The sequence below is a fragment of the Acinetobacter sp. YH01008 genome (assembly GCF_013420435.1).
Lineage (GTDB): Bacteria > Pseudomonadota > Gammaproteobacteria > Pseudomonadales > Moraxellaceae > Acinetobacter > Acinetobacter pseudolwoffii.
This window is the reverse complement of sequence record NZ_VOYD01000006.1, coordinates 25,915-39,596: the sequence shown is the minus strand read 5'-3', so window position 1 is coordinate 39,596 and position 13,682 is coordinate 25,915. Positions and strand designations below refer to the sequence as shown.

13 protein-coding genes and 1 riboswitch are annotated in these 13,682 nt (G+C 46.8%); of the genes, 7 read left to right on the top strand and 6 right to left on the bottom strand.

The features are described from left to right. Positions 1 to 31: 31 nt before the first annotated feature. Positions 32 to 1,390 carry a TolC family outer membrane protein gene (locus FTT75_RS05605; protein ID WP_180186032.1) on the bottom strand — a complete coding sequence of 453 codons (1,359 nt, stop codon included), beginning with the start codon at positions 1,388 to 1,390 and terminating at the stop codon, positions 32 to 34. Between the two features lie 288 nt (positions 1,391 to 1,678). Between FTT75_RS05605 and FTT75_RS05600 the strand changes: the two genes are divergently transcribed. From FTT75_RS05600 to FTT75_RS05570, 7 genes are all read left to right on the top strand, one after another. Continuing rightward, positions 1,679 to 2,710: a hypothetical protein gene (locus FTT75_RS05600; protein WP_179999338.1), complete on the top strand. Its 1,032-nt coding sequence runs from the start codon at positions 1,679 to 1,681 to the stop codon at positions 2,708 to 2,710. A 105-nt stretch (positions 2,711 to 2,815) separates the two neighbouring features. After that, positions 2,816 to 2,948, top strand: a riboswitch (TPP riboswitch). An 88-nt stretch (positions 2,949 to 3,036) separates the two neighbouring features. Then, the gene (gene thiC, locus FTT75_RS05595) at positions 3,037 to 4,932 is read left to right on the top strand and encodes a phosphomethylpyrimidine synthase ThiC (protein WP_159138532.1); all 1,896 of its coding nucleotides are present in this window, start codon (positions 3,037 to 3,039) and stop codon (positions 4,930 to 4,932) included. Between the two features lie 76 nt (positions 4,933 to 5,008). Beyond that, positions 5,009 to 5,644, top strand: coding sequence for an NUDIX domain-containing protein (locus FTT75_RS05590; protein WP_074383659.1), 636 nt, complete (start codon positions 5,009 to 5,011; stop codon positions 5,642 to 5,644). Next, positions 5,641 to 6,453: a 3',5'-cyclic-AMP phosphodiesterase gene (gene cpdA / locus FTT75_RS05585; RefSeq protein WP_074383660.1), complete on the top strand. Its 813-nt coding sequence runs from the start codon at positions 5,641 to 5,643 to the stop codon at positions 6,451 to 6,453. Before FTT75_RS05590 ends, cpdA begins: the two co-directional genes overlap by 4 nt. 214 nt (positions 6,454 to 6,667) lie before the next feature. Further along, positions 6,668 to 7,195, top strand: coding sequence for an RNA polymerase-binding protein DksA (gene dksA, locus FTT75_RS05580; protein WP_005094428.1), 528 nt, complete (start codon positions 6,668 to 6,670; stop codon positions 7,193 to 7,195). 2 nt (positions 7,196 to 7,197) lie between these two features. Next, positions 7,198 to 8,118, top strand: coding sequence for a tRNA glutamyl-Q(34) synthetase GluQRS (gene gluQRS / locus FTT75_RS05575; protein ID WP_225553535.1), 921 nt, complete (start codon positions 7,198 to 7,200; stop codon positions 8,116 to 8,118). Between the two features lie 56 nt (positions 8,119 to 8,174). Continuing rightward, positions 8,175 to 8,435, top strand: coding sequence for a zinc ribbon domain-containing protein (locus tag FTT75_RS05570; protein ID WP_005094432.1), 261 nt, complete (start codon positions 8,175 to 8,177; stop codon positions 8,433 to 8,435). Here FTT75_RS05570 and ftsW read toward each other — a convergent pair. From ftsW to FTT75_RS05545, 5 genes are all read right to left on the bottom strand, one after another. Then, positions 8,424 to 9,620 carry a putative lipid II flippase FtsW gene (gene ftsW, locus FTT75_RS05565; protein ID WP_005094435.1) on the bottom strand — a complete coding sequence of 399 codons (1,197 nt, stop codon included), beginning with the start codon at positions 9,618 to 9,620 and terminating at the stop codon, positions 8,424 to 8,426. The genes FTT75_RS05570 and ftsW overlap by 12 nt on opposite strands. 20 nt (positions 9,621 to 9,640) lie before the next feature. After that, complete coding sequence (gene murD, locus FTT75_RS05560) at positions 9,641 to 10,987, bottom strand: UDP-N-acetylmuramoyl-L-alanine--D-glutamate ligase (RefSeq protein WP_180186031.1); 1,347 nt, start codon at positions 10,985 to 10,987, stop codon at positions 9,641 to 9,643. A gap of 161 nt (positions 10,988 to 11,148) precedes the next feature. Next, on the bottom strand, positions 11,149 to 11,400 hold the full coding sequence (locus FTT75_RS05555) for a DUF6587 family protein (protein ID WP_180083271.1): 252 nt from the start codon (positions 11,398 to 11,400) through the stop codon (positions 11,149 to 11,151). Between the two features lie 56 nt (positions 11,401 to 11,456). After that, a complete protein-coding gene (locus tag FTT75_RS05550) occupies positions 11,457 to 13,313 on the bottom strand; it encodes a ferrous iron transporter B (RefSeq protein WP_005094440.1) in 1,857 nt (618 codons plus the stop codon). Continuing rightward, positions 13,310 to 13,570 (bottom strand): FeoA family protein, encoded by a 261-nt coding sequence (locus FTT75_RS05545; protein ID WP_004281065.1) that lies wholly within the window; start codon positions 13,568 to 13,570, stop codon positions 13,310 to 13,312. Before FTT75_RS05545 ends, FTT75_RS05550 begins: the two co-directional genes overlap by 4 nt. Positions 13,571 to 13,682: the final 112 nt, after the last annotated feature.

Here is a 13,682-nt window from a genome sequence, read left to right as displayed (position 1 = left end):
TTATGATGAAAGTTTGATGACAATCGTAGCGTCATCTGGGCTGAGGTGAATCATATTCGATCAGCCAGGCATTCAGCTCTGCCAGCTCCTTTTCGGTCAGCTGCCCGACTGAAGCCTGTAACTGGAGTACATGCAGCAGATAATCATATTTGGCATTCAGATAATCCGTTTTGGCAGAAAAAGCATTGCGCTGGGCCAGCAACACATCGACCATGGTCTTTAAGCCCTCCTGATATTGGGCTCTGGAGGCTTGTGAAACCATTTCCGAAGATTCCATCGCCGCTTTACGCGCATTCAGTTTGGCCTGATCGGTTTCTACCTGCATGAAGGACTGCTTCACATCGGTATTGGCTTTGCGGATCGCAGCGTCTAATTGGGCTGCACTTTTTTGTACATTGACCCCAGCCTGACGAATACTTTTCTGGGTACGGCCACCACTAAATAGGTTCCAGTTGACTTCCACCCCAATCTGGTCGAAATCACCATTGCTGGACATAATCGTTTCTGGTGTCTGTTTCAGATAGCCATAGGTGCCGACCGCTTCAACCTGCGGATAGAGAGCGGCCTGCTCAACCCGTTTGGCATCTTCAGAATAGCGTTTTTGCAGACGGGCTTGCAGAATGTTCAGATTCTGGCTTTGTGCCAAATCTGTCCAGGACTGCATGTCACTTGGAATCGGTTTCTGAAACTGGAAGTCATTGCGTAATACCGCCAGATTTTCTCGGTAAGGCCCGATCAGCTGAGCCAGTTGCTCCTGAGCTAGAATCAGCTGAACTTGGGTCGAAATCCGGTTGGCTTGGGCACTTTGATACTGGGCATTGGCTTCACTGACCTCACTACGTGCCACCAGACCTTCTTTTAGTTTGGCATTCATCATGCGCAGCTGCTCAGATAGAGCCTGTTCTTCCTGCAAATATGCCGTGGTCAAAGACTGCTGACGCAAGACATTAAAATAGGCTTCTGCCACCTGTAAAATATGCTGCTGTTTTTGCAGACGTAAGTTGACTTCACTGAGTTCGACCGAGGTCTTGACCTGCTTATAACCTTGCCAGGCATCCCAGCGAAATAAAGGTTGGCGTGCGGTTAAGGCCACCTGACGGCTGGTTGTACTGGAACTTTGCAACTCACCAAATTCAGCAGGCAAACCTTCAGACTCTGAGTTGTTGACGGACTGGTTTTTACGGGTCACATTTCCAGATAAAGTCACGGTCGGCAGCAAATTTCCGCTGGCAATCCCCAGATTGAGCTGATCAGATTGGTACTGCAACACATTCGCCTGCCAATTTGGATCATTTTGCTGGGCGCGTGCATACGCTTCTTGTAAATCCAGGGCAAAAATCGCTGGACTACTGCACAATAAACCGGCCATGACACTGAGTTTTAGTTTCATTTTATAGTGTTAACCCCTAACAGCCATTCAGATCAAAAATTCTGGAGCTTTAAGCTAAGCCATACTAAAGAGATTTTTTGCATTTTTGCGTATGATTTTTATTAACTTTTTAATATAACTCTCGGGTTTTATCCACGATTAATTCAATTTTCAAGATCTATACCCGCAATGTAACAAAGCAATTCACAATACTAAACATAGTATTTTTATTTGATCTATACAATATATCTCCCAGCAAGGCCGTTATTTTCTGAATTCACCTATACAGAGTCCTGAAACATAGTGTTAATGCCATTTCCGTCGATATTCAAAGCCTGTCTAATTTCCGGCAGTCTGCTGTTTCTGGCAGGCTGTCAGCAGCCGTCGGAACCACAGATCCAAGTTGAACAGACTGAGACCAATCAGAAGCAAAGTCCAGTCAATGACTTTAGCCTGATGTGCAAGAATATTGAAAAAAATATGTCCCAGATTAATGACCAGCGCACCACTTTTGCGCTGGAACAGGTTAATCAGGATCTTAAAGTGTGTCTGCCCCTGATGGAATTGGCGGAGCAGAAGCATCTGATGCTGCGTTCTACTGAAATGTATCAGCGCTTTTTAGCCGTCGACCGTACCGAGTTCCAGCAACGCGCCTTTGAACAGTATGCGCTGGAAATGGCCCAGCATCCGACCATTCAGCAAGCCCATTTTCAGCAGCTCACCTCACGTGACCAGTACCTGTTAAAACACAAAGGTCAGGCTTATGTCGAACTGCTGGATCTTGGCGATGGCAACTTACATTATCGTCGTAGTCCGGAATATCTGGCCCGCATTTTTGCGCCTTATTTACCCGACGCTGAAAAAGTTTTTATTGAACATCTGGCTGAACAGAATATGCAGCCGGTACTGGTGGAAAAACGCCTGCAAATTGAAGCAGCTGACATTGCAGCCCGCAGTCTGCTTTGGGAAGATTATCTCAAGACCTATCCTGAGAGCAGCTATAAGCGGGATGCCGAATACCTGCTGAAACAATATACCTATTTTTTGTTTAGAGGCACCGAAGTATCTCCCGTTTCTGAGGATTATCGTGACCGTTATGCAGTCGATACCAGTCATCTGGAAACCATTATTGGTCTATCCAGCGGTCAGAAATCAACGCTTTCGACCCAGGCTCGCCAATTTCTGGAGTTTCTGGACATGAATCCGCAACAGCGCCAGCAAGCCTTGCCTGCCGACTATCGAAACCGTTCGGATGCTGAACAGATTCTGTATTATGCCAAGATCAGTCCACCCTCACAAAAATATGATAAAGACTGTTTTATGGATGCATTCTGTATCTAGCTAGAAATATTTGGCTTGAGTCCAGCTTCCCCTGCCTGAAGAGATCATCGCTAAAGTTGAGAGATTTAGACCTGTTTATTCGGCATAAACTGAGCTAAGCTTTAGCCTCGCTTGACGGAGCGCGAGTAATCCCTCGCTGAGATCATGTGATTCCTTTTATCTTTATCAGGAATTGAGCATGGGTACCGTTGAACCTGATCAGGTTAATACCTGCGTAGGAATCAAGCCAGCTAAAAACCCAGCCCCTGCTTTATCTGCTCAGGATAAATCTGCCCGCGTTTTTGGTCGTGCTTGATTCGTTGATGTCATTCATAAGGATCATAGCCATGAACCAGTTAACGAATCTTTCTTCTGAAACTTCTCTCTCCGCTCATGAACAGGAAGCACGTGATTTAACGCGCATTCTACCCGCTTCACGTAAAGTCTATCTGCCAGGCTCGCGTCCTGATATTCAGGTACCGATGCGGGAAATTTCCCTCAGTGAAACCCCGACCGGCTTGGGCGGTGAATATAATCCGCCCTTGATGGTTTATGACACGTCTGGTGTCTATACCGACTCCAATGTGACGATTGACCTGAATAAAGGCCTGCCCAATATCCGTGACAGCTGGATTGAACAGCGTAACGATACGGAAATGCTGGACGATTTAAGCTCTGAATTTGGCCGACAACGTTTACGTGATATCCGTACTGCGGCCATCCGTTTCGCGCATATTCAAAAACCGCGCAAAGCCAAACGTGGCCAGAACATCACCCAGATGCACTATGCCAAACAAGGCATGATTACGCCAGAAATGGAATATATCGCCATTCGTGAAAACCTGCGTCAACTGGAGGGTGTCGATATGCGCCAGCATCCGGGACAAAATTTCGGCGCTAAAAACCTGACTGAAATCACCCCGGAGTTTGTACGGCAGGAAGTCGCTGCCGGCCGCGCGATTATTCCGGCCAATATCAATCATCCGGAACTGGAACCGATGATCATCGGACGCAATTTTCTGGTGAAAATCAATGCCAATATTGGTAACTCGGCTTTGGGTTCTTCGATTGAAGAAGAAGTCTCGAAAATGACCTGGGCCACACGTTGGGGCGCAGATACGATTATGGATCTCTCAACCGGGCAGAACATCCATGAAACCCGGGAATGGATTATCCGCAATTCTCCCGTGCCAATTGGCACCGTACCGATCTATCAGGCCTTGGAAAAAGTCAACGGCGTAGCCGAAGACCTGACTTGGGAAATCTTTAAAGATACCCTGATTGAACAGGCGGAACAGGGCGTGGATTATTTCACCATTCATGCCGGCGTGCTTTTAAGATATGTACCGCTCACAGCCAACCGTCTGACCGGGATTGTTTCGCGTGGCGGTTCGATCATGGCACAGTGGTGTCTGGCGCATCATCAGGAAAACTTCCTTTACACCCATTTCGATGACATCTGCGACATTATGCAAACCTACGATGTGTCTTTCAGCCTTGGCGATGGCCTGCGTCCGGGCTGTGTGCAAGATGCCAATGACGAAGCGCAATTTGCTGAACTGAGAACCTTGGGTGAACTGACCCATCGTGCCTGGGAACATGATGTACAGGTGATGATTGAAGGTCCGGGGCATGTGCCGATGCACATGATCAAGGAAAATATGGACCTGCAACTGGAAGTCTGTAAAGAAGCGCCCTTCTATACCCTTGGCCCTTTAACTACGGATATTGCCCCGGGTTATGACCATATTACTTCAGCGATTGGTGCCGCAATGATTGGCTGGTATGGCACTGCCATGCTGTGCTATGTCACCCCGAAAGAGCATCTGGGTTTGCCAAATAAGAAAGATGTCAAAGACGGCATTATTACCTACAAGATTGCAGCACATGCAGCCGATCTGGCCAAAGGGCATCCGGGGGCACAGGCCCGGGACAATGCGCTGTCCAAGGCACGTTTTGAATTCCGCTGGGAAGACCAGTTTAATTTGAGTCTGGATCCGGATACAGCCCGTAGCATGCATGATGAAACCATGCCCAAAGCAGCACATAAATCTGCACATTTCTGTTCCATGTGTGGACCGAAGTTCTGTTCAATGAAGATTAGCCAGAATGTTCGAGACTATGCCAATCAGCAGGCCAAGCCTGATCAGCCGGCAAGCTCTCAGGCCGAAATTGAAGCAGGTATGGATCAGATGAAAGCCAGCTTCCATAAGTCTGGCCAAAATCTGTACCACAAACTATAAAACTTTAAAAAAAACAGTTGTCTTCAAAAAAAACTCAGATAGGATGAAAATAAATCAATTCATTCTATCTGAGCATATGAATATTATTAAACAGGCCTCTTATAATAAAAAAGACTTTCGCATAGAGGCACGTGAGTTTTTGTACCGGGGATTTATTCAGGTGGAAAAAGTCAGCCTGCGACACCGTTTATTCCAGCAGGACAGCTCGACGCCTATTTTGCAACGCGAGCTGATTCACCGGCCAGAAGCAGCGGGTGTGCTGCTCTATAACCATCAACAGCAGAAATTCGGCCTGATTGAACAGTTCCGGATTGGCGGACTGGACGATGTCGATTCACCGTGGCAACTCGAAGTGATTGCTGGTGTTCTGGATGGCGATGAAGCGCCTGAAGCGTGTATCCGTCGCGAAGCACTCGAAGAATCAGGCTGTAGCTTGAATCAGTTACAGCATATTTTCAGCTTCTATCCTTCAGCGGGTGCTTGTTCCGAGCTGTTTCATCTATATGTCGCCGAAACTGAACTGCCTGAACATGGCGGGATTTTTGGCATGCCGGATGAAGGTGAAAATATCCAGCTGCATATTCTGGATTATGCAGATATTTCCGCACTACTCAGCAATGGGCGCTTAAGGAATGCACCGGTCATTATGGCCTTGCAATGGTTGCAACAACATATTCATACTGCAGGGATATGTCTAAGGGGAAAGACATGAGTTTTTCGCAGTCAAATACAACCGAACAGCCCGACTGGACCATTATCCAGATTTCTGATACCCATTTGATGGATCGGGAAGAGCTGGAATTTGCCCGGATGAATCCGGAGCAGAGTTTTCATGAAGTGATGCAGCAGATTCAGCAGCGCTTTCCCAAAATGGATGCGCTGATTCATACCGGTGATCTGGCCCAGGTGCCGGTGGAACGAACTTATCAGCGTTATTTAGACTTTATCCAGTCCTTAAACGTGCCGCATTATCAGATTCCGGGTAATCATGATGACACCCGGATCTTTCCGTTTCATCAGAATGCCAATCAGGTACATGCGATTCATTTTGGTAGCTGGACCATGATTTTGTTGAATAGTGCGGTTCAAGGCAAGGTTGATGGCTGGGTGGAACAAGCTCAGCTTGATCAATTGAACCAATTATTGCTTGAGTTTAAGCATCAGCATGTCATCATCGCTTGTCATCATCACCCTTTTGCGATGAAATCGCACTGGATTGATCAGCACCGGCTGAAAAATGCTGAAGATTTAAAAGATGTCCTGGCACGGCACCAGAATATAAAGTTGGTCTTGTTTGGTCATGTGCATCAGGATTCCTGTAATGAATGGCATGGTATCTATTTTTTATCCACGCCATCGACCAGTGTGCAGTTCAAACCTAAAAGCCAGGATTTCGCGCTAGATCAGGCGGCGCCCGGTTATCGTGTATTACATTTGCAACAAAATGGTGAGTTTGATACCTATATTGAACGGGTGGCATTGAGTCAGCAAAATATTAATACTGAAATTTCAGGTTATTAACTTTTCAATTTGTTTTTTTTGCATTACTTTATTGCAACCAAAGGAAATGTGATATGCATAGTCCAGACATCAAAGACTATCAATAAGCATAAAAAGTCTATATGATGACGGCCCCCACAGGAGGATAATCCTTCTACAGGGTGGATAAAAATTGCATATCACCATATTTTTTGCGTAGCAATCAATCATACGCATATGATGAGGAATGCCCTAAATGGCGAATGACAACCAAAATCAAGTCTTAGACAATCAAATTGAAGTTGTAGAAGAGAAAGCTGCAAAGCGCGTACGCAAATCTAAGCCTAAAACGACTGACGGTGGTTCTACTGCTAGCTTATTTGGTATTGAACCTTATCAACCTAAAAAAAATGAAGAATACATGTCTGAAGGTCAGCTTCAGCATTTCCGCCAAATATTGCTGGCCTGGAAAGCCGAGTTGATGTCAGAAGTGGATCGTACGCTGAATACGATGCAAGATGAGAATACTGCCCTGCCTGATGTCAACGATCGTGCCACTCAGGAAGAAGAATTTGCAATTGAGCTGCGTACCCGTGACCGTGAACGTAAACTGATCCGTAAAATCGAACAGTCAATCGAAGCGATCCAGAATGATGACTATGGTTTCTGTGAAACTTGTGGCATCGAAATTGGTTTGCGTCGTTTAGAAGCCCGTCCAACGGCTACTTTATGTATTGACTGCAAAACCCTGGCGGAAATCAAAGAGAAGCAAAATAACGGTTAATGATGCTGTTGAATAATCCTCCCCTAACCCCTCCTTTAAAAAAGGAGGGGGACAATAGGATGGCTTATGTGGGTCGGTTCGCGCCATCGCCAACCGGCCCTTTGCATTTTGGCTCCCTCATTACCGCAGTTGCCAGTTATTGCGATGCCAAAGCCAACCACGGCACATGGCTGGTTCGGGTGGAAGATACCGATATTCCGCGTATTTATCCGGGCAGTGAAGAGCATATTTTGCGTGCCATGGACGCCTTTCAGCTTGAGCCAGACGGCGAAATCATTTTCCAGAAAGACCGTTTAGATATTTATGCAGATGTGATCGAACAATTACGTCAGCAGGGTCTGGTTTATGCCTGTCAATGTACCCGTAAAATGCTCGGTTCCAATCATATCTATCAGGATACCTGCCGTGACCTAGCTCTGGCATTCGACAATCAAGCGATCCGTTTAAAAGTCGAAGATATCGAAATCTGTTTTGAAGATCAATTACAAGGTCGACACTGCTCAAAGCTGAAGAAAGATCTGGGAGACTTTGTCTTAAAACGTCGTGACGGGATTATTAATTATCAGCTGGCGGTAGTGGTCGATGACTATCTGCAAGGCATGACCCATGTGGTACGTGGTGCTGACCTGCTGGACAATACCGAACGGCAAATCTATCTGGGGCAGTTGCTCGGTTATCCGCGTCTGAATTATATGCATCTACCCCTGGCGATGAATGATCAGGGACAAAAACTCTCAAAACAGAATCTGGCCCAAGCACTGGATTTAAGTCAGGCCCCACAACTCTTAAAACAGGCACTTAATGCTTTGCATCAGGCTGAAGTTGATCTGGATACGCCACAACGCATGCTGCAACAGGCGGTTGCGCAATGGAACATTGAACGGATTCCACATACAACAGCGCTACAAGGTTGTTATCAATAAAAACCTGTTTTGGCTTAAGCTAGAATTCTAGAATTAAAATCAGAGAGGAAAAGCAGATGTTTTTTATTTTTGGATTCGGCCCTAAAACCAAAACTATTGAAAAGAGCCAGTTCCTGTGTCCAGTCTGCCGAACCCGTACAGGCTATGAGCTGAAACAGCAACGTCATTATTTTTCTTTGTTTTTTATTCCATTGATTCCACTTTCCAAGCCTAAAACTGCTTTTGTGACCTGTTCCAATTGCGGAACTGCAATGCCGAGCACAGTGCTTGACCATGCTCAGCCGGAGCCCGGGTCCAACTCCAATCTAGAAGCTTGATTCTTCCCGGCTTGGATTGACCTGCCGAGTGGTCGAATCAATTTTCAGCACTAAACTGATCATCACCGCACAGATAATCAATGATGACCCCCCATAACTAATAAATGGCAGGGTCAAACCTTTGGTCGGTAACACGCCCATATTCATACCGGCATTCACCAGAATCTGTAACAGGAAAATGATACAGATCCCATAGGCCAGATAGCCGGCGCGTAGATATTGATGTTGCAAGGCACGATGTCCGATCCGGATACAGCAGACCAGCATGGTAAAAGACAGGATCAGGATGGTCGCAATACCTAAAAAGCCAAATTCCTCACCTAAAATCGCCAGCATAAAATCAGTATGCGCTTCAGGCAGATAAGACATTTTCTGAATGCTGTGCCCCAATCCAACCCCGGCCCACTCACCACGGCCGAAGGCCATTAGTGCATTCGAGAGCTGATAACCGCTACCCAGTGGATCTTCCCATGGATTTGAAAAAGACATCAAACGCTGCAAGCGATAAGGCTCTAATAAAATCGCTGCGGCAAATGCACCGACCAAGGTCATAAAGGCCACACCAAACTGAATCCACGGCGCACCCGCGAGGAAAAACACGCCAAGCATGGTCAAGGTAATTACTACGGTTGCCCCCAAGTCCGGCTCAAGAATAATCAAACCGACGGTCACACCCATAATCGCACTTAAACGAACCAAACCTTTAATATTGTTCCGGACTTCTTCCGCACGGCGTACCACATAGTCCGCGGTAAAAATCGCCATCATCACTTTCGCCACTTCCGAGGCCTGCAAGGTAAATCCGGCCACCCGAATCCAGCGCTTGGAACCATTGACCTCAGTCCCGACCACCAGCACGGCCACCAACAGTACAATGGTAATAATCCACAAAAAGAAGGTGTTATTAAACCAGACCTTTAAGGGAATTTTATAGGTTAGATAGGCGGCTACTGCTGCCACAAAAATCGAAATGCCATGGCGGCTAATATAATGAAAGGCATTTTCATGCATACGTTCAGCATAAGGCATCGAGGCCGATGCCACCATGATCGAACCAATACACAGTAAAGCCAATACACAGAAAATTAGTACATTCCGTGGATTTAGCTCAGCGGGGAGCTTGGGTACCCACTGGCTATAAAATTGGTTTAATTTATTGATCGTAGTCTGAGCAAACCCAGCCATATCACGAATCCTTGTTATTCTTAATTGAGTTCATTCACATACGCAACAAACTTGCGACCACGCTCAGGATAACCCGAGAACATATCAAAACTTGCGCATGCAGGAGACAATAGCACGACATCATCTGCCTGGGTGTGCTTTTGGCAGATTTCTACGGCCTGCTGCAAACTCTCTGCATGAACCAGCTCAGTCGTGCCCCTAATCGCTGCTTCGATGATCGGACGGTCTTCACCAATCAGCACTGCAATCTTGGTATATTTACTCAATGATTCACGCAAAGCCTTAAAGTCCTGTCCTTTGCCCTGTCCACCGAGAATAATCGCAACTTTGCCACCTTGAGCTTCAATCGCCATACCGAGACCATCGAGAGCCGCCAAGGTTGCACCGATGTTGGTGCCTTTGGAGTCGTTATAATAACGTACGCCCTGCACTGCTTTGACAAATTCGCAGCGATGTTCCAGACCTTTGAAGGTTTTTAAAGTGTTTAGCATGCTGTCCAATGGCAAACCAATCGCTTCACCGAGTGCCAGACAAGCCAGGGCATTGGCAACATTATGCGTGCCCTGCATATACATCTCGGTACTTTTTAACAGACGTTCACGACCACGCGCCAACCAGATGCCACCATCGGTATCTTTAAGAATCCCGTACTGGTTCATATCGGGTGCATTCAGGCCAAAACTTTGCATCGGCGTCACATCTGGCACCAAAGGACGGGTCAAAGAATCATCCCGGTTATACACCACTTTTTTCACACCCTGAAAAATCCGGTGCTTGGCGGTGTGATAGCCCATCATATCGCCATGCCGATCCAGATGATCTTCACTCATGTTCAGTACCACCGCCACTTCAGCCGCCAGATTTGAAGTAGTTTCCAGCTGAAAACTGGATAATTCTAAGATATATAACTCAGGATCATCTTTGGTTAAATCCAGTGCAGGACGTCCCAGATTGCCACCGACCGCGACTTTTTTGCCAGCATCGGCTGCCATTAAGCCAATCAAAGTGGTCACTGTACTTTTGGCATTGGAACCGGTAATCGCGACAATGGGCTTATCCGTAGCACGGCGTAAAATCTGGATTTCACTCACCACAGGAATACCCTGCGCCATCGCCGCCTGAATTTCTGGCAATTTTGGATCCAGTCCCGGACTGATCACGATTTCTTCTGCAGACAGCAACAGCTCGGCATCAAACTGGCCGAAACTGGTCTGGACTTCGGCCGGAATCTGGTCATATCCCGGAGGGATGGCTCTAGAATCCGTTACTGCAACGCGGTAGCCCTGGTCATGTAAGAAATTGACTGCTGCAACACCTGATATTCCGAGTCCTGCAACGACTTTTAACCCACCACGTTGTATTAACATTTTCGCCCCATATTTTGGTCTATTTTGAAACTGACGAAATGGTAGCACTTTGCTGTTTTGAATGCCTTTTCTGATTGAGCTTTCTGCATATTTTTTTGTGTCCATGCGTAAAAAAACCGTCATGCTCATGACGGTTTTTAAAATTACAGCCAAAAAGGAACTTATTTCCATTTGACCGCTTGCTGGGCCGGCTTTTCCTGTGCACTTTGCTCCGACACCGGACAGGCACAGTTGCCACCACAGCCTGCAGCCATACCCGGTCGTAGCCATTTGGCCAGACGCGTCCAGCCTTTTGCTGCGCAGGCATCAGACAGCTTCTGGAAGACTGAGTGAGAGGTGTTCGGAAACACCTTTTTAAATACCACCAGCGCACTCCACAGCACCAGTGCCGCCACAATCAGAATTTCAATCATCTCAATCTCCCATGCATATACTCAGGCAAGCTCAACGGGCCGAGGCCAACCTGAGATTAGCCCAAATAATATGAAGCAATTTGATAAGTCAGGAATGACATGAAATATGCCAAGCCAAACAGGTAAACCGTCATGATACTGACCGTTTTCCAGGAACCAGTTTCACGTTTGACTGTCGCCAAAGTTGCCAGACAATGCGGTGCATAAATAAACCACACCAGTAAAGACAGACCTGTCGCCACTGACCAGCCCAGATCACCACCACTACTGATGAGTGAAGAGAGACCTTCGGACATTGCATCGTCATCTACGGCAGACAGTGCATAGACAGTGCCCAATGCAGCAACCACCACTTCACGTGCTGCCATGGCTGGAATCAAGGCAATACAGATCTGCCAGTTAAAACCGAGCGGTGCAAAGATTGGCTGCATCAGATGACCGAGCATACCTGCCAGTGAATAATCAATCGCCGGCAAAGTCGCACCTTCTGGGGGTTGCGGGAAGGTACACAGGAACCAGAGTACAATCGATAAGGCAAAGATGATACCGCCGACCCGCTTCAAGAAGATTTTGCCGCGATCCAGCAAGCCGATCCAGACGTTTTTCAGATCCGGGAAACGGTAGCTTGGCAGCTCCATCAACAGCATGTGCTGGGATTTATCTTTATGGAAAAATTTCAGTACAAAAGACACCGCCAGAGCACTGACAATACCCGCCATATACAGGCCAAATAACACCAGACCTTGCAGGTTCATAAAACCCCAGACAGTTTGCTGTGGAATGAAAGCTGCAATCAGCAAGGCATATACCGGCAAACGTGCTGAACAGGTCATCAGCGGTGCCACAAAAATCGTGGTTAAACGATCTCGCGGATCACTGATGGTACGCGATGCCATGATGCCCGGAATGGCACAGGCAAAGCTGGACAATAACGGAATAAAGGCACGGCCTGACAGGCCCGCTTTAAACATCAGCTTATCGAGCAAGAAGGCTGCTCGTGGTAAATAACCTGATTCTTCCAAGACTAGAATAAAGAAGAACAGAATCAGAATCTGTGGCAGGAATACCACCACCCCGCCGGCACCAGCAATAATCCCGTCCACCACCAGACTATTCAGTAAAGGATGAGCAATATATTCACCGAGGAATTCACCGAGCCAACCAAAGAAGGTTTCGATGCCATCCATAAACGGCGCAGCCCAGGCAAATACCGCTTGGAAAATCACGAACATCATTACAGCCAGGCTGAGTAGACCCAGTACCGGATGTAAAAAAATCCTGTCGAGAAAATCAGTACGTTTGTCTTCCTGATCGACGAAATTGACCACGTCGTTCAGAATGACTTCTACCTGCTGATGCGGGTCACCCTTTAAGCCACTCAGTTCAGTCTGCGGTACCGAGAATTTTCCCTGATCCAGGGCATTCTTCAGGTTTTCAATCCCTGAACTGCGTACCGCTACAGTTTCCACCACGGGCACGCCGAGACGTTCAGACAGCTTCTGGGTATTGATTTGCATCCCACGACGGCGTGCTTCATCCATCATGTTGAGTACAACCAGAATCGGACGACCCAAAGCAATCATTTCTAGGACCAGACCCAGATGCAGTTTCAGGTTAGTGGCATCTACCACACATAAGAATGCATCCTGCTGCTGTTCTTCTGCGATTTTACCTTGCACCACATTACGGGTGATTTCTTCATCCGGACTGGTCGCATCCAGACTATAAGTTCCTGGCAAATCCAGTACCCGCACAGCTTTGCCTGAAGCAAGCTGAAACGTACCGACTTTACGTTCAACCGTGACACCCGCATAGTTACCAACTTTTTGGCGTGTTCCGGTTAAATGGTTGAATAATGAAGTTTTACCGCAGTTAGGGTTACCGACAAGGGCAATACGTAATGTATCACTCATGCCGACACCGCCTGTTCGATTTCAATTTTGGCTGCTTCTGATTTACGCAAAGCAAAACGGGTAAATCCAACTTGAATCAAAATGGGATCTCCACCAAAAATACCTTTCGTAATCACCTGTACCTTCGTACCCGGCACAAAGCCTAGAGTTTCCAAACGACTCGCGACGACATCGTGTAGAGCACTTTCACCATCAGTTGTTCGACTCACTTTTCGAATGATGGCAATTTGTTTTGCTTTTAAATCAGACAAACGCACCGTGAAATTCCTGAACTATTTTGTACAGTATACAAACAAATGAGAATAATTAACAAATAAGATTGATTACATGCTGAATTAGTTTTTATATCACATCGACAGTCTGGTGAAA